Below are 19595 nucleotides of genomic sequence, written 5' to 3'. Positions count from 1 at the left end.
GTTCACTATGATCCTGGCGCGTACGCCAAGATTACTTCTGCCAGCTCTTCACCAGTTCGTCGTAGTTGATGGTGATCGGCTTTTCCTTCTCGTTCTCGATCTTCAGCTGAGGCGCGAGATTGCCGTTCTTGACCGCGTCGGCGTTCCAGTAGGCGAGGTCATGCTCTTCGGCCATCTTCGGGCCGATATCGCCCTGGACGCCCGACTTCTCGATGCGGGTCATGACTTTTTCCTGCTCGGCGCAGAGCGAGTCCATGGCTTCCTGCGCCGTCTTGGCGCCGGACGAGGCATCGCCGATCGCCTGCCACCAGAGCTGTGCCAGCTTCGGATAATCGGGCACGTTGGTGCCGGTCGGCGACCACTGAACGCGGGCCGGCGAGCGGTAGAACTCGATCAGACCACCGAGCTTCGGCGCACGTTCGGTGAAGCTCTTGTCGTGGATCGTGCTTTCGCGGATGAAGGTCAAGCCGACATGGCTCTTCTTCACGTCGACCGTCTTCGAGGTCACGAACTGCGCGTAGAGCCAGGCGGCCTTGGCCCGGTCAGTCGGCGTCGACTTCATCAGCGTCCAGGAACCCACGTCCTGATAGCCGAGCTTCATGCCGTCCTTCCAGTAGACGCCATGCGGCGACGGGGCCATGCGCCACTTCGGCGTACCGTCGTCGTTCAGCACCGCCTTGGCGCCGGCGTCGACCATCGAAGCGGTGAAGGCGGTGTACCAGAATATCTGCTGCGCGACCGCACCCTGTGCCGGCACCGGGCCGGATTCGGAGAAGGTCATGCCTTGGGCTTCGGCCGGAGCGTAGGCCTTCAGCCAGTCGAGGTATTTCTGGATCGAGTAGACGGCAGCCGGGCCGTTGGTGTCGCCGCCGCGCGCCGTGCAGGAGCCGACCGGCTGTGATTTCTCGTTGACCTTGATGCCCCATTCGTCGACCGGCAGGCCGTTCGGCAGGCCCTTGTCGCCGTTGCCGGCCATCGACAGCCAGGCATCGGTGAAGCGCCAGCCGAGCGACGGGTCCTTCTTGCCGTAGTCCATGTGGCCATAGACCTTCTTGCCGTCGATCTCGCGGCCGGTGAAGAACTCGGCGATGTCCTCATAGGCCGACCAGTTGACGGGAACGCCGAGGTCGTAGCCGTATTTCGCCTTGAAGTCGGCCTTGTTCTTCTCGTCGTTGAACCAGTCGTAACGGAACCAGTAGAGGTTGGCGAACTGCTGGTCGGGCAGCTGATAGAGCTTCTTGTCCGGCGCGGTGGTGAAGGAGGTGCCGATAAAATCCTTCAGGTCGAGGTTCGGATTGGTAACGTCCTTGCCCTCGCCCGCCATCCAGTCGGTCAGGTTGCGGACCTGCTGGTAGCGCCAGTGGGTGCCGATCAGGTCGGAATCGTTGACCCAGCCGTCATAGAGGTTCTGGCCGGTCTGCATCTGGGTCTGGATCTTCTCGACGACGTCGCCTTCCTGGATGACGTCATGCGTGATCTTGATGCCAGTGATGGCGGTAAAGGCCGGCGCCAGCACCTGCGATTCATACTGGTGGGTGGCGATGGTTTCGGACACGACCTTGATGTCCATGCCGGCGAAAGGCTTCGCGGCATCGATGAACCACTGCATTTCTGCTTCCTGGCCGGCGCGGTCGAGCGTCGACAGCGGGCCGATTTCCTTGTCCAGAAACGCCTTGGCCTCATCCATTCCGGCGTAGGCGTTGCCTACCCCGAGCAACAGGACAAGGGCAGTTGTTGATGTTAAAAATTGCCGTCGCATAGGTTTCCTCCACATTTAGGTTTCAAGTGCGATCTGGAACGGCCGCCGGCACGCGGTCGATCCAACAGTTTCCCCCTCTATACGTAGCGGAACACGCCGACGGCGTAGACCACGGAGAGAGCGAGAGCCCACCACAGGTTGGATCCGACAAGACCCAGCCAAGCGAGATGGATAAAGGCGCTGCCAAGCAGCGACAGAAAAAGACGGTCGCCGCGCGTCGTCTCGAAGCGCAGGACGCCGACGCGCGGATTGCCGCCCGGCGAGGCAAATTCCCAAAACGCCATGCCGCACAGCAGCAGAAGAATGGTGCCGAAGAACGCCGCCGTCGGCCACGTCCACGCCATCCAGGTGAGGTCGAGATTCATGGTGACACCCTCCCCAGGGCAAAGCCCTTGGCGGTGGTGGTGAGGATGAACCCGTGCTTTTGTTTCATCACACCCTCCCCAGGGCGAAGCCCTTGGCGATGTAGTTGCGGACAAACCAGATGACGAGCGCGCCGGGGATCAGCGTCAGCACGCCGGCGGCGGCGAGCAGGCCCCAATCCATGCCGGCGGCCGAAACGGTGCGGGTCATGGTGGCGGCGATGGGCTTGGCGTCAGTGGTGGTCAGCGTGCGGGCGATCAAAAGTTCGACCCATGAGAACATGAAGCAGAAGAAGCAGGCGACACCGATGCCACTGGCGATCAGCGGCATGAATATCCTGACGAAGAAGCGCGGGAACGAGTAGCCGTCGATATAGGCTGTTTCGTCGATCTCTTTGGGCACGCCCGACATGAAGCCTTCGAGGATCCACACCGCCAGCGGCACGTTGAACAGGCAGTGCGCCAGCGCCACAGCGATGTGGGTGTCGATCAGGCCGAAAGCCGAATAGAGCTGGAAGAACGGCAGCGCGAACACTGCCGGCGGCGCCATGCGGTTGGTCAGCAGCCAGAAGAACAGATGCTTGTCGCCGAGGAAGCGGTAGCGCGAAAAGGCGTAGGCCGCCGGCAGCGCTGCGGCCACCGAGATCACCATGTTCATCACCACATAGGTGATCGAATTGATGTAGCCCGAATACCAGGAGGCGTCGGTAAAGATGGTGACGTAGTTGGCGATCGTAGGCTGATGCGGATAGAGCGTCAGCGAGGAGACGATCTCGGCATTGGTCTTGAAGCTCATGTTGATGAGCCAGTAGATCGGCAGCAGAAGCNAGCAGAAGCACGATGATGTAGATCGTCGGCACGATCCACCACCAGCGCGATTCCTCGCCGCGCTTGCGCATCAGCCGGGCGACCTGATCCTGCGAAAGCGTGCTCGCCAATTTTCCCGAAGCGGTGGTTTCGCTCACTCTGTCGGCTCTTTCGTTGGCGCCGCTCATCTCAGCGGTCCGCGTCGTAGTTGGTCATCACGGTGTAGAACACCCACGACAACAACAGGATGATCAGGAAGTAGACCAGCGACATGGCGGCCGCCGGACCGAGGTCGAACTGGCCGAGCGCGGTCTTGACGAGGTCGATCGACAGGAAGGTGGTCGAGTTGCCGGGGCCGCCGCCGGTGACGACGAAGGGCTCGGTGTAGATCATGAAGCTATCCATGAAGCGCAACAGCACGGCGATCAAAAGCACACGCTGCATCTTCGGCAGCTGGATATAACGGAACACCGCCCAGCGCGAGGCGCCGTCGATCTTGGCCGCCTGGTAGAAGGCATCCGGGATCGAAACCAGGCCGGCATAGCAGAGCAGCACGACAAGGCTGGTCCAGTGCCAGACGTCCATGATGATGATGGTGACCCAGGCGTCGAACGGATCCTGCACGTAATTGTAGTCGATGCCGAGCGCGTTGACGTAGTAGCCGAGCAGGCCGATGTCGTTGCGGCCGAAGACCTGCCAGATGGTGCCGACGACGTTCCACGGAATGAGCAGCGGCAACGACATAAGCACCAGGCAGACCGGCACGCCCCAACCCTTCTTCGGCATGTTGAGCGCGATGAAGATGCCGAGCGGCACTTCGATGGCCAGGATGATGAAGGAGAAGATCAGGTTGCGCACCATGGCTTCCCAGAAGCGGCTGGACGACAGCAGTTCCTCGAACCACTGGGTGCCTGCCCAGAAGAAGACGTTGTTGCCGAAGGTGTCCTGCACCGAATAGTTGACGACCGTCATCAGCGGAATGACGGCCGAGAACGCCACCAGCACCAGCACCGGCAGCACCAGGAACCAGGCCTTGTTGTTCCAGGTCTTTTCCATCTATGCCCCCATCTCGACACGCCCCATCTCAACCAGCCAGGAATCGGCATAGATGTTGATGCCGGCCGGATCGAAGCGAACCTTTGGGTCGGCCGGCACGCTCTCGTCCTCGCCGATGACGGCAGCGATCTCGCGGCCTTCGAGGCTGGCGCGCACCACCTTGTGGCGGCCGAGATCCTCGACCTTGCTTATTTTAACCGCCATGCCCTCGCGGCCGAGCCTGACATACTCGGGGCGGATGCCGAGTTCGATGGCGCCGGAGCTCCCAGCGGCGGTCTTTGGCGCGCCGGGCAACTCGATGCGCTGACTGCCAATGGTCGCAGTCTTGCCGTCGATCGCCACCGGCATGACGTTCATGCCGGGCGAGCCGATGAAGTAACCGACGAATGTGTGGCGCGGGCGCTCAAACAATTCAGCCGGCGTGCCGATCTGGACGATGCCGCCATCATACATGACGACGACCTGGTCGGCGAAGGTCAGCGCCTCGGTCTGGTCATGGGTGACATAGACCATGGTGTAGCCGAAGCGGCGGTGCAGTTGCTTCAACTGCGATCGCAGCACCCATTTCATGTGCGGATCGATAACCGTCAGCGGTTCGTCGAACAGGATGGCATTGACATCCGAGCGCACCAGGCCGCGGCCGAGCGAGATCTTCTGCTTCTGGTCGGCGGTCAGGCCCCTCGCCTTCTTCTTCGCCCACGACGCCAGGTCGATCATCTCCAGCGTCTCGCGCACCTTGCGGTCGACATCGGCCTCCGGCACGCCGCGATTGCGCAGCGGGAAGGCAAGATTGTCGTAAACGGTCATGGTGTCGTAGATGACCGGGAACTGGAACACCTGCGCGATGTTGCGCTCCTGCGTCGACAGATTGGTGACGTCCTTGCCGTTGAACAACAACTCACCGTGCGAGGGGTGCAGAAGTCCCGAAATGATGTTGAGCAGCGTGGTCTTGCCGCAACCCGAGGGCCCAAGCAGCGCATAGGCGCCGCCATCCTCGAATGTGTGGTGCACTTCCCGCAGCGCAAAATCGGCATCCTTCTGCGGATTGGGCAGGTAGGAGTGCCTGACATGGTTGACGTCGATGCGCGCCATCTCTTCCCCCTCAGGCCGCAAGCTTCGGCGCGGCGACGGCGCTGCCGTTGCTGTCGAAGACCATGATGTGGCGCGGATCGATAAACACCTCGATCTCGGCGTCCGGCTCGAAATCGCGGATGCCGTGGGCCAGCATGACCCAGCGCGCATCGGCAAAATCGAGGTGGATGAAGCTTTCCGAGCCGGTGATCTCGGTGATCGTCACCTTGGCGCGCACCGGCACCGCGGCAGCGTTGGGCCGCTCCAGCGACAGATGATGCGGCTGAAAGCCGATCGTGTAATTGGCGTCGGCAATGCCGGCGAGTTCGGCCGGCACCGGCAGCTTGACGCCGCCCTCGAGCAGGAAATCCGGGCTCTTCTTGGCCAGCACGATGGTGTTGAGCGGCGGATCGGCAAAGGTTTTCGCCGTCACCAGGTCGATCGGCTTGCGGAAGACGTCGATGGTCGGCCCGAATTGGGTGATCCGCCCCTCGGACAGCGTCGCCGTATTGCCGCCGAGCAGCAAGGCTTCATGCGGCTCAGTCGTGGCGTAGACGAAAATGGTGCCGGCGGCGGCAAATATCTTGGGCAGTTCGGCGCGCAGCTCCTCGCGCAATTTGTAGTCGAGATTGGCGAGCGGCTCGTCGAGCAGCACCAGGCTGGCATTCTTGACGATGGCGCGGGCCAGCGCCGTACGCTGCTGCTGTCCGCCGGACAGGCTGAGCGGCGTGCGGTCGAGATAGGGTGTGAGCTTCAGAAGCCCTGCCGCGTTGCGGACTTCCTTGTCGATCTTGGCCTGGTCGGTGCCGGCGACGCGCAACGGCGAGGCGATGTTCTCGTAGACGGTCATCGCGGGGTAGTTGATGAACTGCTGATAGACCATGGCGATCTTGCGCTGCTGCACCGGCATGCCGGTGACATTCTGGCCGTCGAACCAGACTGAACCGGTGGTCGGCACGTCGAGCCCGGCCATCAGCCGCATCAGACTTGTCTTGCCCGACAGTGTCGGCCCGAGCAAAACGTTGAGCGAGCCGTGCTGAAGCGTCAGCGACACGTCGCGGATATGCTCCACCGCGCCGACCATCTTCGTCACGTTTCTCAGTTCCAGCATGATGCCTCCTCCCAGGCTTTGTGCATCAATCGCCTTCCCTATTCCGCTGCCGCGACATGGCGCCGGCTGATGCCGCGCATGAATTCGTCAAGCGCCGAGGCCTGTTCGCGGCTGAGATGCAGACCGCGCTTGGTGCGACGCCACAATACATCTTCGGCGGTCAGCGCCCATTCATTTTCGCTGAGGTAGCGTACCTCGGCCTCATAGAGATCGGCGCCGAAATTGCGGCCGAGATCGGCGTTCGACTTGGCAAGGCCGAGCAGCACTTGCGCGCGCGTGCCGTAAAGCCTGGTCAACCGACGCGCCAGGCGCTGGTCGAGGAAAGGATAGGCGCTCTTCAGCTTCGCCACCTGGACGTCGAAACCGGTGGCCGGGAAATCGCCGCCCGGCAAGGGCGCGTTCGCCGTCCACGGCTTGCCGCGCTTGCCGAGAAAACCTTCGATCTTTTCCAGCATCGATTCCGACAGCCGGCGGTAGGTGGTGATCTTGCCGCCGAAAGCGTTGACGATCGGCGCCTTGCCCTCGCCGCCATCGGCTTTCAACACATAGTCGCGGGTCGCTTCCTGCGCCTTCGAAGCGCCGTCGTCGTAGAGCGGGCGCACGGCCGAATAGGTCCAGACGATGTCGGGGCGCGTCACGGCTTCAGCAAAATATTCGCTCGCCGCCGCGCAGAGATAGTCGATCTCGGTGTCGCTGATCTTCACGTCATGCGGATCGCCGGGATAGTCGCGATCGGTGGTGCCGATCAGCGTAAATTCTTCCTCGTAAGGGATGGCGAAGATGATGCGCCCGTCCTTGTTCTGGAAGAAGTAGGCGCGCGGATCATCGAATTTCTTTTTGATGACGATATGACTGCCCTGCACCAGGCGCACATTGTGCACGTCGTTCTGGCCCACGGTGGTCGACAGGACGTGGTCGACCCATGGACCGGCGGCATTGACCAGCAGCCGGGCCTTGACCTCGTCGGCATCTCCCGTCCGCACGTCTTCCACGCGGATCGCCCATAGATCGCCTTCGCGCCGCGCCCCGACGACTTTCGTGCGGGTGCGGATGGTGGCGCCGCGGTCGGCGGCGTCACGCGCGTTCAACACCACCAGCCGGGCATCGTTGACCCAGCCGTCCGAGTACTCGAAGGCCTTGTGAAACAGCGGCTTCAGCGGCTTGCCCGCCGGATCCTTGGACATGTCCAGTGTCCGGGTCGCCGGCAGCAATTTGCGGCCACCAATATGATCGTAGAGGAACAGGCCGAGCCGGATCAGCCAGGCCGGGCGCAGGCCCTTGGCATAGGGCAGCACGAAGCGCATCGGCCAGATGATGTGCGGCGCGTTCTTCCACAGAACCTCGCGCTCCATCAGCGCCTCGCGCACAAGCCGGAACTCGTAGAATTCGAGGTAGCGCAGGCCACCATGGATCAGCTTGGTCGAACCGGAGGAGGTTCCGCTGGCGAGGTCGTTCATCTCGGCGAGAAATACCGAAAAGCCCCGCCCAACGGCGTCGCGGGCGATGCCGCAGCCATTGATGCCGCCACCGATGACGAAGATGTCACGGACTGCGTCCACAAATCCCTCCCGCGATTTCGCATTGCAGCATTTTTGAGTTGTTACGAAACCGTATCGGGATTATTTCGAAATAAGAACGAATGTCAAACGAAATGTAACGGGACCGTGATCGATAGCCTAGCCGAGCGACGTTTCGATCAATTGAACCTCCGCTTCCTCGCAGATCTTACGCACCGACGGGATGTCGCAACGGTCGGTGATGAAGGTGTTGACTTGCGAGAGATGGCCGATGCGAACCGGCGCGGTGCGTTCGAACTTGGTCTGGTCGGAGACCAGGATGACATGCCTGGCATTGGCGATAATGGCTTGCGCCACTTTCACTTCGCGAAAGTCGAAATCGAGCAACGCGCCGTCATGGTCGATGGCCGAGGCGCCGATCACTGCATAGTCGACCTTGAACTGCCTGATGAAATCGACCGCGGCCTCGCCGACAACGCCGCCGTCGGAGCCACGCACGACGCCGCCGGCGATTACCACCTCGATCGAAGGATAGATGCGCATCCTGTTGGCAACATTGATATTATTGGTGATGACCATCAGCCCGGTATGGTCGAGCAGCGCCTTGCTGACCGACTCGGTCGTGGTGCCGATGTTGATGAACAGGGAGGCGTTGTCGGGTATCAGCCTGGCCGCCGCGCGGCCGATGGCCTCCTTCTCGTCGGCGGCAATCTTGCGGCGCGCCTCATACTCCATGTTCTCGATGCCGGACGGGAACAGGGCCCCGCCATGGATGCGCGTCAGCAGCCGCTGGTCGCAGAGATCGTTGAGGTCCTTGCGGATGGTCTGTGGCGTCACGTTGAAATGCGTGGCGAGGTCATCGACCAGCACACGGCCATGGTCCTTCGCCATCTGGATGATCTCGGCATGGCGCGGCGACAAATACACTGAGAACCTCCCGTTTTCGTTTTTCTTGTTTGTAGCTGAAAACGAAAGCAATGAAAAGGGAGACGCCGGCTAATGAAATATCGATGATTGCAAAGGCGAACCGGGCAGATACGGCTCAGACCCGCTCCGCCACCTTGCGGGTGACAGCCGCGACTTTACCTGGCGAGCGGATCATCAGGAAATTGCCGGACCAGTATCCCGGGATTCGCCAAGTGCCTTTGATCTCGGTTGCATCACCGTTGATGATGCCGCTGTAGTGAATCGGGTGCGCCTTCAATTCGGCCTTGTCGTATGTCTTGGTAAAGGAGACGGCGTTGCCCTCTCGCTGCCCCTGCAGGCTTGCGTATCTTGCCGTGCTGGTCGCCGCCGGTTCGTGGGTCATCCCCGTCAAGCTGGTTGCCGTCTCGATCAGCGTTGCAACGAAGGAAACCGGCGGCAGTTCGCGCGGATAGAAATAGCGCCCGCTCCAGACGCCCGTCAGATTCTGGCTAACCCCTTCGGCCCTTCCGGCCATATGCTTGCTCGCAAGTCCTTGCTGGCTTGCCCCGGCGGCGGCAACCACCCGGGCAATCCCTGTCAGTCCTTCGGGGATCTTGCACACTCGCAGATGACAGTGAAGGCGGTATCGACATCGGCCGCGGTTGTCTCGAACTGGCCTGCCTGGAAGCGGATGGCGACCCGGCCATCGACACGCGTCTGCGTCAGGTAGATACGGCCGTCATTGTTGATGGCGTCGACCAGACGCAAATTGTGCTCGTCGGAGTCAACGCCGGATGCGGCGCGATGCCGGAACGAGAACAGCGACAGCATCGGCTGGCTGGCGAGCTCGAAATCCTCCTCCTCGGCCAGGCGCGCTGCTATGCCTTCGCTCCAGGCGACGTGATTGCGGATCATGGTGCGCAGCGCCTCGAGGCCATGGGCGCGCAGCAGGAACCACAGCTTCAGCGCCCGGAAGCGACGGCCGAGAGGCACCGACCATTCGGAGTAGTTGATGATGCCGTCATGGCCGCGAGTTTTCAGATAGTCCGGCTTGATCGCCAGTGTGCGCACGAGATCCTCCGGCTGGCGGACGAACTGGATCGAGCAGTCGAATTGCGCGCCCAGCCATTTGTGCGGGTTGAAGACGATCGAGTCCGCGCCCTCGACACCGGTCCAGAAATGCCGGTATTCCGGACAGATCATCGCCGATCCGGCCCAGGCGGCGTCGATATGCAGATAGAGCCCCTGGCGTTTGGCCACCGCGGCCACTTCAGCGATGTCGTCGGTGCCGCCGGTGCTGGTGCCGCCGACGCACGCGATGATGCCGGCCGGCAATAGGCCGGCGGCGCGGTCGGCAACAATCGCCGCTTCCAAAGCCGCGGTATCCATGGCGCGGTAGGTGCCGGCGACGGGAATGCGGACGAGGTTTTCCTCGCCAATGCCGGCGACCCAGATGGCGCGGTCGATCGAGGTGTGCACCTGGTCGGAGGAATAGACGCGCAGCCTGCCCTGCCCGGAAAGACCCTTCTTGTTGCCCTGCCAGTCGAGCGTGCGCTCGCGCATGGTCAACACGGCGGCCAGCGTCGCCGATGATGCGGAGTCCTGGATCACGCCGGAAAAGCCTTCGGGCAGGCCGAGCGCCTGGCGCATCCAGTCGACGATGCGCGTCTCAAGCTCTGTCGCCGCCGGCGAAGTCTGCCACAGCATGCACTGCGCGGCCATCGCAGAGACCAGATATTCGGCCACCACCGAGACGGGTGCTGCATTGGCCGGGAAATAAGCAAAGAAACGCGGATGCTGCCAATGCGTCATGCCGGGCACGATCTTGGCTTCGAAATCGGCGAAGATCGTCTCCATCGATTCCGCGGCCTCCGGCGGAGAAGCTTCGATGCTCCTGAAGATCTCGCCCGGCGCTATGGCAGGTCGCACGGGCCGATCGCGAAGGCCGGCGCGGTAATCAGCGCCCCAGTCGGCGGCGCGCCTCGACCAGTCGCGGAATTGCTCGTTGTCCATGGATCCTCCCGACACGCCGATCAGCCAGCCGTTTGAATTTTGATTAACATGTTAAATAGAGACAGGCAACCGCGACGAAGGGCCCGCGCTACCCCGGAAAATCCGGCAGGCTGGCAAAGGCCGTCTTCAACGCGTTCGACCAGCCTTCGGAAATAGCACGATAATATCGATCGTCCTGGCCGATGCGCTTTTTCAAACCCACCGTGAACGTGTCCTCCTCCAGGAACAGCAGGTCGAGAGGCAGGCCGACGGACAGGTTCGATTTCAGCGTCGAATCGAACGATACCAGCAAGAGCTTGACCGTTTCAGCCAGGCTCATCGTCCTTTCATAGGCACGGATGATGATCGGCTTGCCGTATTTGGTCTCGCCGATCTGGAAGAACGGCGTGTCGTCGGTCGATTCAATGAAATTGCCCTCGGGATAGATCATGAACAGCCGTGGCGGGCTGCCCTTGATCTGGCCGCCGAGGATGAAGGAGGCGTTGAAATAGGAATCCGCCTTTTCGCCGGCAGGCGACGAGCTGGCGATGACTTCCTTGACGGTGTCGCCGACCAGCCGCACCGTCTGGTACATGGATGGGGTCTCGAGCAGCGTCGCGTGGCGTTCCGCCACCGCCTTGGTGCGCTCGTCGAGCAGGCTGACCACGGCCTGCGTCGTAGCCAGATTGCCGGCCGACATCAGTACGATGACGCGCTCGCCTGGCTCTTCCCAGACATGCATCTTCTTGAAAGTGGAGATCGAATCCATCCCTGCATTGGTGCGCGTGTCCGACATGAACACGAGCCCACGATCGATCTTGAGGCCGACGCAATAAGTCATGGAATCTCTTCAGGCAGCAATCTTGCCGGAGACTACTGCTCTACCGTGACGGTGACTGCAAGCTGTTCCTCCGCCTGTCCCAGTCGAATTCCCGACACCGGCGAGGCGTCGCGATAATCACGGCCGGTGGCTACCCTGACATAGCGTTCATCGGGGGAAATGCCGTTGGCGGCGTCGAAGGCGACCCAGCCGAGACCCTGAACATGGGCTTCGGCCCAGGCATGGCTTGCCGCCTGCTCGATGGCCGCATCCATCATCAGATAGCCACTGACATAGCGGGCCGGAAAACCCATGACGCGGGCTGCGGTGACAAAGATGTGGCTGTGATCCTGGCAAACGCCGGTCTTCAGCGCCAATGCCTCTTCCGCCGGGGTCGTCACGCTGGTGGTGCCCGGCGTGTAGGCGACGCGCTCGACGATCAGCGCCATCAGCCGATGCAGCCTTTCGATGTCGGTACCTTTGCCGACCGCCGCGGCAAGCTCGCTTATGCCCTCGCCGGGGATGGTCAAAGCTGTCTCCTGGCTGAACAGCCACAGTGGCGCAAAGCCGTGATGCGGACCCGAGACGCCCGCTGTGTCGCGGGTGACAACCTCGCCGGAGGCCTCGACGGTGATGAAGTCGCGCTCGCCCTCGACGCTCAACAGCCTGTTATCGTTGCCGAAATGGTCGTTAAAGCGGACTTCCTCGCGCGCGCCCTCGATCTTCAGCGCCCAGGACAGCACGGTCTGCGTCGGGCCACTGACCGGTAACAGGCGTAGCCGCTGCAACAGATAGTGCACCGGCGCGTCGTAGCGGTATTCGGTACGGTGGGTGATCTTGAGCCGCATGCCTATTTTCCGTTTGTAAGCATGATCTTATCCGAAAACCGGGTCTCACTTGTCGCTAGCGCGGTCCTCCGGTTCGCGATCATGCTCAATTGAACCGGTAATCTTGTGCGATCTCTTCGCCAAGCTTGGTGTTGTCTTGAATGAACCTGGCCAGGAATTCGTGCAGGCCGGTGTCGAATATGTCCTTGATCGACCCTGCCTGCAGCATCGCCTGTGTCCTGTCGACGGTGGCGTGGCAGGCATGACGGTCGCCATAATCGTCGCCGAGGAACTTCAGATGCTCGGCGAGAAAACGATAACAGAAGGTCAGCGAGCGCGGCATGCGCACATTGAGGATCAGATAGTCGGCAATGTTGGTCGGTTTGTAGTCGGCCTCATAGACCCAGCGATAGGAACGGTGCGCCGACACCGAGCGCAGGATCGATTCCCACTGGTAGTTGTCGAGGCTCGAGCCGACCCAGGAGATCGACGGCAGCAGCACGTAGTATTTCACGTCGAGGATGCGTGCCGTGTTGTCGGCCCGCTCGACATAGGTGCCGAGCTGCGAGAAGTCGAAGATCTCGTTGCGCAGCATCGTTCCGTAGAACGAGCCGCGGATCAGCGCCGTCTCGCGCTTGATGGCGTCGAGCACACTCGGCAGGTCGCGCTCGTCGATCGGCTTTGCCAGCATGCGCTTCAGGGCCATCCAGGCTTCGTTGATGCTCTCCCACGTCTCGCGCGTCAGCGCGGTGCGCACCATGCGGGCATTGTTGCGAGCGGTCTCGATCGCCGACATCGTGCTCGACGGGTTCGAGGTGTCGCGCAGCAGGAAGTCGGCGACGTTGGCGGCGGTATAGTCCTTGTATTTCTGCGTGAAGGTGACGTCGGAGCCGGCGCTGAGCAGCACCGAATTCCACTCTTCCGACGCGCTCTGGGTGCGGGTCAGCGCCATGCGAAGGCCGGCATCGACCAGACGCGCCATGTTTTCCGCCCGCTCGATATAGCGGTTCATCCAGTAGAGCCCGTTGGCGGTGCGGCCGAGAAGCATGTGAAGTGGCCCTTCGGGGCTAGTGAGTAGGGAATAGTGAGTAGGGATTAGTAAGCATTTGAATCTCTGTGGAATATGGCATTTCTTGTCCCTCTACTGCCTACTGCCTACTGCCTACTGCCTACTGCCTACTGCCTACTGCCTACTGCCCTATTCCCTACCTAATCGTCCAACACCCACGTATCCTTCGTGCCGCCGCCTTGCGAGGAATTCACGACCAAAGAACCCTCCTTCAGCGCCACCCGCGTCAAGCCGCCGGGAACGATCTGGATTCGGTCGGAGACCAGAACATAGGGTCGCAAGTCGACATGGCGCGGCGACAGGCCTTTTTCTGTCAGGATCGGGCAGGTCGACAGCGCCAGCGTCGGCTGGGCGATGTAGTTGGAAGGCTTCGCCTGCAGCTTCTTGGCGAAATCCTGGCATTCCTTCTTGGTCGCAGCCGGCCCCACCAGCATGCCGTAGCCGCCGGAGCCGTGCACTTCCTTGATGACCAGCTCATGGATGTGTTCGAGCACGTATTTCAGGCTGTCGGGCTCCGAGCAGCGCCAGGTCGGGATGTTGCCGAGGATGGCTTTGCGGCCGGTGTAGAACTCGACGATGTCGGGCATGTAGGAATAAATCGCCTTGTCGTCGGCGATGCCGGTTCCCGGCGCGTTGGCGATGGTGATGTTGCCGGCGCGGTAGACGTCCATGATGCCGGGCACGCCAAGGGCCGATTCCGGCCGGAAGGTCAGCGGATCGAGGAAGGAATCGTCGACGCGCCGGTAAAGCACGTCGATCTGCTTGTAGCCTTCGGTCGTGCGCATAGCGACGTGGCCGTCTACAACGCGCAGATCCTGGCCTTCGACCAGTTGCACGCCCATCTGGTCGGCGAGGAAGGCATGTTCGAAATAGGCGGAGTTGAAGCTGCCCGGCGTCAGCACGGCAATGGTCGGTGCGCCCTTGGTGCTTTGCGGCCGCACTGCCGCCAGCGACTGGCGCAGCAATTGCGGATAATTCTCCACCGGCCGCACCTTGATCTGCTGGAACAGCTCGGGAAAGAGCTGCATCATCGTCTCGCGGTTCTCCAGCATGTAGGAGACCCCCGACGGCGTGCGCGCATTGTCCTCCAGCACGTAGAACTCGTTCTCCGAGATCCGGACGATATCGACGCCGATAATGTGGGTGTAGACGCCGGCCGGTGGCCGCACTCCGATCATTTCCGGCAGGAACGCCTCGTTCCTGGCGATCAGCTCCCTCGGCACGCGGCCGGCGCGCAGGATTTCCTGGCGGTGGTAAATGTCGTCGAGGAAAGCGTTCAGCGCCTGTACGCGCTGCTCGATGCCTTGCGTTAGCCTTCGCCATTCATTGCCGGAGATGATGCGCGGCACGATGTCGAAGGGGATCAGCCGCTCGGAGGCTTCCTGCTCGCCATAGACGGCGAAGGTAATGCCGGTCTTGCGGAAGACGCGCTCCGCGTCCTGCATCTTTTCCGTAAGCCTGGCCGGGTCCTGCTCCTTCAGCCAGCGGTCGTAAGCCGTATACGGTTGTCTCAGCCCGGAAACTTCCGGAAGCATTTCATCGAACGCTGCCAATCGCATACTCCCCTGTGACGCCATTTCACTGGCGTCGCGGGAGAAAATCAAGCGCAATCGGTGATTTGGAGGATATCGGCGACCAGTATGTTCCGACTGCCCAAAATTCGGGCAGTCGGAACGGGACCTTAATCAGGCTCTGCCTTGTCGCCGGGCAAGTGCCTGATGCGGCCATAGCAGTTCACCGTTTCATGGAAACGGCGACCTGCCATGGCTTTGTGCTTTGACGCAATTCCGGACGGAAAACCGCTTCACATTTTTTTCCTGGAACTGCTTTAGAAAGCGCGGAAAGTGACGACCGTGAAGGTGTCCTTGATTCCGGGAATAATCTGCACCTTCTCGTTGACGAAGTGGCCGACATCTTCCTCGTCGTCGACGTAGAATTTGGCAAGCAAGTCGTAATTGCCGGCGGTCGAGTAGATCTCCGAGGCGATTTCGGCATCGGCGAGCGCGCTGGCGACCTCATAGGACTTGCCCAGATCGCACTTTATCTGCATGAAAAACGTCTTCATTGCCGGTCCCGATCAAGCTTCAGCACTCAAGCGGCCCTTGTGGCAGACTGCCGCCCGGCTTTCAAGCATCAGGCGGAGCGGGCCTTGGCGACGGCTTGTCTCAGTTCGGACACGGGCATGCCGCGCCGGTACAAGTTGCCGCCGATGACCAGGGCTGGCGTGCCGCGCAGCTTGAAAGCCGTCGCCTGGGCTTCGGTGCGGACAAGGGCAGCGTCGATGTCGGGTTCACGGATGGCGAGGTCGGCACGCACCATCGCCACATCGACACCGACGGAAGAAAGGATGTCGTTGGTGCGGCGTTCCGAAAGGCCGCGCTGGTTGGTCATCAGCGCATCGACCGCCGCGGCATAGTGTTCGCCGCTCAGCAGCGTCACCCGCGCCGCGTCGCGCGACACGTCGCCGAAGATCGGCCAGTCCTTCATCACAAGCCGGACGCCGTTGTCCTCTTCCATCAACTTCTTCAGCTCGACGAAGACGAGCTTGCAGATCGGGCACTGATAGTCGACGAATTCGGCGATGGTGACGTCGCCATCGGGGTTGCCGAGCGCTGGAATGGCGGGATCGAAGGCGACTTCCGTGACGGTCGGCCCAGTGCTTGCCCAGGCGGGCAAGGGAGCCAAAACTGCGAGGCTTGCCGCGCCCTTCAGCAAAAGGCGCCGGTCGATCGGCTGCTTGAACATGGTTGTCCCCTGGTTGCGCGAACGGGTCCCCACCCGTCCCTACGATGCGCGCCCCGCGTTAAAGGAGGCTTAAGCATGATCATGTGGCACTTGCGTGGCGAATATTGCGGTTGCTGAAACCGTGAGGCTCCGCAAAGCGTATGGTATGATGCGTCCCGGGACAGGTTTTGTTGGGGGACAATGGAGACAGGCCATGCGCCGCACCGCATTCGCAGTTGTTTCATTGCTGTTCGCGTTGTTCGTGTCGGCAGCCCTTGCCGGCGACGCCGAAGTCAAGGCCGGCCAGGCCGTCATCGATGGTCAGTTGAAGGCCCTCATCGCCAATGATGGCGCCAAGGCGTACAGTTTCGCCGCTCCAAATGTGAAGCGCATCTTTCCGACCGTCGACACCTTCATGAACATGGTGACCAACGGCTATCCGCCGGTGCGCCAGCCGCAGAGCTATTCCTTCGGCAAGGTCGAGCAGATGGGGCCAACTTCGCTAATCCAGCAAGTGCTGATCGTTGGGCCCGACGGCAAGGACTATGAGGCGGTCTACACGCTGGAACAGCAGCCCGACGGCAGCTTTCAAATCACCGGCTGCAGCTTGCGCGCAGCGAATTCGCTCAGCACCTAGATGTGCTTATAGCACCGGGATATCACCCCTCGCCCATCCCTCGGAAATCTCAGCCTTGCGCGCCTCAAAAGCCCGGGCCTCGATCGCGGCGCGAATGTCCTGCATCAGTTTCTGGTAGTAGGAAAGGTTGTTCCAGGTCAGCAGCATCGCCCCCAGCGCCTCTTGCGAGCGCACAAGATGGTGCAGATAGGCGCGTGAGTAGTCGCGTGCCGCAGGGCAGTCGCTCTCCTCGTCCAGCGGCCGCGGATCGTCCGCATGGCGGGCATTCCTGAGATTGACCTTGCCGCGCCTGGTATAGGCCAGGCCATGGCGGCCGGCGCGGGTCGGCATCACGCAGTCGAACATGTCGATGCCGCGCGCCACCGATTTCACGATGTCGTCCGGCGTGCCGACGCCCATGAGATATCGAGGCTTGTCGTCAGGCAATTCCGGACAGGTGATCTCCAGCATATCCAGCATCACCGCTTGCGGCTCGCCGACGGCCAGGCCGCCGACCGCATAGCCCTTCAGCTCCATCGCGCTCAGCGCCTGCGCCGAACGCACCCTGAGAGCTGCGTTATCGCCACCCTGGACGATGCCGAACATCGCCTTGCCGGGCTGATCGCCGAACGCTGTCCTGCAGCGCTCGGCCCAGCGCAGCGACAGCTCCATCGCGCGCTCGACCTGCTTGAGGTCGGCCGGCAGCGCTGTGCATTCGTCGAGCTGCATCTGGATGTCGGAATCGAGCAGGCCCTGGATCTCGATCGAGCGCTCCGGCGACATCTCATAGGCAGCGCCGTCAATGTGCGAGCGAAACGTGACGCCCTTCTCGGTCAATTTCCTGAGTTTCGACAGCGACATGACCTGAAAACCGCCACTGTCGGTCAGGATCGGCTGCGGCCAGCGGGCGAATTCATGCAAGCCACCAAGCCGCGCCACGCGCTCGGCCCCGGGCCGCAGCATCAGATGGTAGGTGTTGCCCAGGATGATATCGGCGCCGACCCCGCGCACCTGATCCATATACATGGCCTTGACCGTGCCGCCGGTGCCGACCGGCATGAAGGCTGGCGTGCGGATTTCGCCGCGCGGCATGGTGATGGAACCGCGCCGCGCCTTGCCGTCAGTGGCGAGGATCTTGAAGGTGAATGTTTCAGCCATTGAATTCCTTGTCATGGACAGGCGCGCGTGGCGCCTGCCTGTCGAGCGACTGGCGGTATTGGATGCAGCCGCGCATGAATTTCGGCCATGGCGGCACGGCAATCGATGGATCGGTCTTTTCCGGCAAGCAGGTCCCACAGGTTGGGATGATGCCAGCATAAATCATGGCCGGTAGAATCTCGGTGCTGGCGAATGCCGGCACGCAATTTCTTCACTTCGCCGATCAGGCTTTCGCGATCGAGGGTTTGCAGGTCATCGTCCATCGCTCATCTCCGCTCGATAAAGCAGGCTTGCATCTCCGTAGGAATAGAACCTGTAATTGTTCCCGATGGCATGAGCATAGGCCGCACGCATCGTATCTAGGCCGCTGAAGGCCGAAACCAGCATGAACAGCGTCGAACGCGGGAGATGGAAATTGGTCATCAGCAGGTCGGCGGTCTTGAACCGATAGCCCGGCGTGATGAAGATGTCGGTCGGGCCGGACCAGGCGGTCAGCGAGCCATCAGGCCGTGCCGCGCTCTCCAGCAAGCGCAGCGAGGTGGTGCCGACAGCGATGATGCGCCCGCCCCGCGCCTTGGCGCCATTCAGAGCGTCGGCTGTTGCTTCGCTGACCGAGCCGGTCTCGGCATGCATCTTGTGGTGAGCGGTGTCGTCCGCCTTGACCGGCAGGAAGGTGCCGGCGCCGACATGCAAGGTCACGAAGCGGCGTTCGATGCCTTTTGCATCCAGCGCGGCAAACAGCTCCGGCGTGAAATGCAGGCCTGCGGTGGGGGCAGCGACTGCGCCCTCCTCCTTGGCATAGATTGTCTGGTAATCCGTCAGGTCGCGCGCGTCGTCGTCGCGCTTGGAGGCGATATAGGGCGGCAGCGGGATGTGGCCGACGGCATGCAGCGCCTCGTCGAGAAACGGCCCCGACAGGTCGAAACCGAGCAGCACCTCGCCGGCATCGCCCTTCTCGATCACTGTGGCGTCGAGCTGGCCGAGGAAACAGGAATTGCCGTCATGGCCGAAATGGATGCGGTCGCCGGCGGCGATGCGCTTGCCCGGCCGCATGAAGGCCAGCCAGCGGTCCGGCGCCATGCGCATATGCAGCGTGGCGTCGACCTGCGCCTGCGCTTCGCCGCGCCGCCTGATGCCTCTCAACTGGGCAGGAATGACCTTGGTGTCGTTGAAGACCAGCACGTCGCCCGTTCTGAGCAAGGACGGAAGGTCGCGCACCGCGCGGTCCGCAAAGTCTTCGCCTGGCCTGACCACCAGCATTCTGGCGCTGTCGCGCGGCTCGGCCGGGCGCAGCGCGATGCGCTCCTCCGGCAGGTCGAAGTCGAAGAGATCGACGCGCATCAGTAGAGCCGGACGAGCAGCGCTCCGGCCAACAGCAGCACCGCGCCGGCGATGCGGCCGAGCGAAATCTCGCGCACCGCCACGCCGAGAAAGCCGACGCGATCGATCAGCATGCCGGCCAGCAACTGGCCGGCAACCAGGAACGCCATCAACGCGGCTGCACCAATGCGCGGCGTAAGAATGGTTGACAGGGTAACATAGAAACCGCCGAGCATGCCGCCGGCGATGAACAGCCAAGGCGCCGGCGCCTTCCAGTCGAGCGAGATGTCCTGCAGCCGCACAACGGCAATGGAGATGATACCAAGCACGATCGCGCCCGACAGGAACGAAAACGCAGCAGCCGCGACCGGGAGCCCCAGGCCGCGCGCCAGCTGCGAGTTGATCGGCGCCTGGACGGCGATGAAGGCGCCTGACAGGATGCCGAGCAGCGACCAGACCACGCCCATCATCGTCGTTTGT

The 19595-nt window shown here is 61.9% G+C and carries 19 protein-coding genes and 2 pseudogenes; 1 reads left to right on the top strand and 20 read right to left on the bottom strand.

All coding sequences use genetic code 11. The features are described 5' to 3' along the window. Nucleotides 1-31: 31 nt before the first annotated feature. From X751_RS137185 to X751_RS137255, 16 genes and pseudogenes are all read right to left on the bottom strand, one after another. On the bottom strand, nucleotides 32-1759 hold the full coding sequence (locus tag X751_RS137185) for an ABC transporter substrate-binding protein (protein WP_023670978.1): 1728 nt from the start codon (nucleotides 1757-1759) through the stop codon (nucleotides 32-34). A gap of 77 nt (nucleotides 1760-1836) precedes the next feature. Continuing rightward, nucleotides 1837-2124 carry a DUF2160 domain-containing protein gene (locus X751_RS137190; protein WP_023693410.1) on the bottom strand — a complete coding sequence of 96 codons (288 nt, stop codon included), beginning with the start codon at nucleotides 2122-2124 and terminating at the stop codon, nucleotides 1837-1839. 67 nt (nucleotides 2125-2191) lie between these two features. Next, nucleotides 2192-3116, bottom strand: a pseudogene (locus tag X751_RS01000000164380) (carbohydrate ABC transporter permease). Nucleotide 3117: 1 nt separating this feature from the next. Continuing rightward, nucleotides 3118-3984: a sugar ABC transporter permease gene (locus X751_RS137195; protein ID WP_023746166.1), complete on the bottom strand. Its 867-nt coding sequence runs from the start codon at nucleotides 3982-3984 to the stop codon at nucleotides 3118-3120. Beyond that, on the bottom strand, nucleotides 3985-5076 hold the full coding sequence (locus X751_RS137200; protein ID WP_023700777.1) for an ABC transporter ATP-binding protein: 1092 nt from the start codon (nucleotides 5074-5076) through the stop codon (nucleotides 3985-3987). A 10-nt stretch (nucleotides 5077-5086) separates the two neighbouring features. Continuing rightward, nucleotides 5087-6166: an ABC transporter ATP-binding protein gene (locus tag X751_RS137205; RefSeq protein ID WP_023746165.1), complete on the bottom strand. Its 1080-nt coding sequence runs from the start codon at nucleotides 6164-6166 to the stop codon at nucleotides 5087-5089. 38 nt (nucleotides 6167-6204) lie between these two features. After that, nucleotides 6205-7725, bottom strand: a complete 1521-nt coding sequence (gene glpD / locus X751_RS137210) for a glycerol-3-phosphate dehydrogenase (RefSeq protein ID WP_023700779.1) — start codon at nucleotides 7723-7725, stop codon at nucleotides 6205-6207. A gap of 117 nt (nucleotides 7726-7842) precedes the next feature. Beyond that, on the bottom strand, nucleotides 7843-8610 hold the full coding sequence (locus tag X751_RS137215) for a DeoR/GlpR family DNA-binding transcription regulator (protein ID WP_023670971.1): 768 nt from the start codon (nucleotides 8608-8610) through the stop codon (nucleotides 7843-7845). A gap of 115 nt (nucleotides 8611-8725) precedes the next feature. Then, a complete protein-coding gene (locus tag X751_RS137220) occupies nucleotides 8726-9172 on the bottom strand; it encodes a hypothetical protein (RefSeq protein ID WP_023693406.1) in 447 nt (148 codons plus the stop codon). Nucleotides 9173-9186: 14 nt separating this feature from the next. Beyond that, nucleotides 9187-10602, bottom strand: a complete 1416-nt coding sequence (locus tag X751_RS137225) for a pyridoxal-dependent decarboxylase (protein ID WP_023715834.1) — start codon at nucleotides 10600-10602, stop codon at nucleotides 9187-9189. Between the two features lie 88 nt (nucleotides 10603-10690). Then, nucleotides 10691-11422: a peptidase gene (locus tag X751_RS137230; protein WP_023684646.1), complete on the bottom strand. Its 732-nt coding sequence runs from the start codon at nucleotides 11420-11422 to the stop codon at nucleotides 10691-10693. Nucleotides 11423-11454: 32 nt separating this feature from the next. Further along, nucleotides 11455-12249, bottom strand: coding sequence for a transglutaminase family protein (locus tag X751_RS137235; RefSeq protein WP_023670966.1), 795 nt, complete (start codon nucleotides 12247-12249; stop codon nucleotides 11455-11457). A gap of 85 nt (nucleotides 12250-12334) precedes the next feature. Continuing rightward, on the bottom strand, nucleotides 12335-13276 hold the full coding sequence (locus X751_RS137240; RefSeq protein ID WP_023670965.1) for an alpha-E domain-containing protein: 942 nt from the start codon (nucleotides 13274-13276) through the stop codon (nucleotides 12335-12337). 161 nt (nucleotides 13277-13437) lie between these two features. Next, nucleotides 13438-14850, bottom strand: a complete 1413-nt coding sequence (locus tag X751_RS137245) for a circularly permuted type 2 ATP-grasp protein (RefSeq protein WP_023688618.1) — start codon at nucleotides 14848-14850, stop codon at nucleotides 13438-13440. A gap of 275 nt (nucleotides 14851-15125) precedes the next feature. Continuing rightward, the gene (locus X751_RS137250) at nucleotides 15126-15362 is read right to left on the bottom strand and encodes an Lrp/AsnC family transcriptional regulator (protein WP_023670963.1); all 237 of its coding nucleotides are present in this window, start codon (nucleotides 15360-15362) and stop codon (nucleotides 15126-15128) included. A 68-nt stretch (nucleotides 15363-15430) separates the two neighbouring features. Continuing rightward, nucleotides 15431-16042: a DsbA family protein gene (locus X751_RS137255; RefSeq protein ID WP_023746164.1), complete on the bottom strand. Its 612-nt coding sequence runs from the start codon at nucleotides 16040-16042 to the stop codon at nucleotides 15431-15433. 193 nt (nucleotides 16043-16235) lie between these two features. On the opposite strand from X751_RS137255, the gene X751_RS137260 reads away from it, so the two are divergent. Continuing rightward, a complete protein-coding gene (locus tag X751_RS137260; RefSeq protein WP_023684643.1) occupies nucleotides 16236-16658 on the top strand; it encodes a DUF4864 domain-containing protein in 423 nt (140 codons plus the stop codon). A 6-nt stretch (nucleotides 16659-16664) separates the two neighbouring features. Here X751_RS137260 and tgt read toward each other — a convergent pair whose 3' ends face one another. From tgt to X751_RS137275, 4 genes and pseudogenes are all read right to left on the bottom strand, one after another. Beyond that, complete coding sequence (tgt, locus tag X751_RS137265; protein ID WP_023746163.1) at nucleotides 16665-17795, bottom strand: tRNA guanosine(34) transglycosylase Tgt; 1131 nt, start codon at nucleotides 17793-17795, stop codon at nucleotides 16665-16667. Further along, a pseudogene (locus tag X751_RS01000000164375) lies at nucleotides 17788-18058 on the bottom strand (hypothetical protein). The gene tgt and the pseudogene X751_RS01000000164375 overlap by 8 nt, the downstream one beginning before the upstream one ends. Beyond that, a complete protein-coding gene (queA, locus tag X751_RS137270) occupies nucleotides 18048-19136 on the bottom strand; it encodes a tRNA preQ1(34) S-adenosylmethionine ribosyltransferase-isomerase QueA (protein ID WP_023746162.1) in 1089 nt (362 codons plus the stop codon). Before queA ends, X751_RS01000000164375 begins: the two are co-directional and overlap by 11 nt. Continuing rightward, nucleotides 19136-19585 carry a DMT family transporter gene (locus tag X751_RS137275; protein WP_023693398.1) on the bottom strand — a complete coding sequence of 150 codons (450 nt, stop codon included), beginning with the start codon at nucleotides 19583-19585 and terminating at the stop codon, nucleotides 19136-19138. The genes queA and X751_RS137275 overlap by 1 nt, the downstream gene beginning before the upstream one ends. Nucleotides 19586-19595: the final 10 nt, after the last annotated feature.

Origin of the sequence: Mesorhizobium sp. LNJC394B00 (assembly GCF_000502555.1) — a bacterium.
In the GTDB taxonomy this organism is placed as follows: Bacteria; Pseudomonadota; Alphaproteobacteria; order Rhizobiales; family Rhizobiaceae; genus Mesorhizobium.
Note: the sequence above shows the minus strand (reverse complement) of the source record. Positions and strands in the feature narration are given on the sequence as shown.

What these genes read in the sequence shown, in the direction of transcription:
- X751_RS137230 (WP_023684646.1), bottom strand. Translation starts at nt 11,422, where the DNA reads ATGACTTATTGCGTCGGCCTCAAGATCGATCGTGGGCTCGTGTTCATG.
- X751_RS137225 (WP_023715834.1), bottom strand. Translation starts at nt 10,602, where the DNA reads ATGGACAACGAGCAATTCCGCGACTGGTCGAGGCGCGCCGCCGACTGG.
- X751_RS137275 (WP_023693398.1), bottom strand. Translation starts at nt 19,585, where the DNA reads ATGATGGGCGTGGTCTGGTCGCTGCTCGGCATCCTGTCAGGCGCCTTC.
- X751_RS137250 (WP_023670963.1), bottom strand. Translation starts at nt 15,362, where the DNA reads ATGAAGACGTTTTTCATGCAGATAAAGTGCGATCTGGGCAAGTCCTAT.
- X751_RS137240 (WP_023670965.1), bottom strand. Translation starts at nt 13,276, where the DNA reads ATGCTTCTCGGCCGCACCGCCAACGGGCTCTACTGGATGAACCGCTAT.
- tgt (WP_023746163.1), bottom strand. Translation starts at nt 17,795, where the DNA reads ATGGCTGAAACATTCACCTTCAAGATCCTCGCCACTGACGGCAAGGCG.
- X751_RS137195 (WP_023746166.1), bottom strand. Translation starts at nt 3,984, where the DNA reads ATGGAAAAGACCTGGAACAACAAGGCCTGGTTCCTGGTGCTGCCGGTG.
- X751_RS137205 (WP_023746165.1), bottom strand. Translation starts at nt 6,166, where the DNA reads ATGCTGGAACTGAGAAACGTGACGAAGATGGTCGGCGCGGTGGAGCAT.
- X751_RS137185 (WP_023670978.1), bottom strand. Translation starts at nt 1,759, where the DNA reads ATGCGACGGCAATTTTTAACATCAACAACTGCCCTTGTCCTGTTGCTC.
- X751_RS137190 (WP_023693410.1), bottom strand. Translation starts at nt 2,124, where the DNA reads ATGAATCTCGACCTCACCTGGATGGCGTGGACGTGGCCGACGGCGGCG.
- X751_RS137200 (WP_023700777.1), bottom strand. Translation starts at nt 5,076, where the DNA reads ATGGCGCGCATCGACGTCAACCATGTCAGGCACTCCTACCTGCCCAAT.
- X751_RS137255 (WP_023746164.1), bottom strand. Translation starts at nt 16,042, where the DNA reads ATGTTCAAGCAGCCGATCGACCGGCGCCTTTTGCTGAAGGGCGCGGCA.
- queA (WP_023746162.1), bottom strand. Translation starts at nt 19,136, where the DNA reads ATGCGCGTCGATCTCTTCGACTTCGACCTGCCGGAGGAGCGCATCGCG.
- X751_RS137235 (WP_023670966.1), bottom strand. Translation starts at nt 12,249, where the DNA reads ATGCGGCTCAAGATCACCCACCGTACCGAATACCGCTACGACGCGCCG.
- X751_RS137260 (WP_023684643.1), top strand. Translation starts at nt 16,236, where the DNA reads ATGCGCCGCACCGCATTCGCAGTTGTTTCATTGCTGTTCGCGTTGTTC.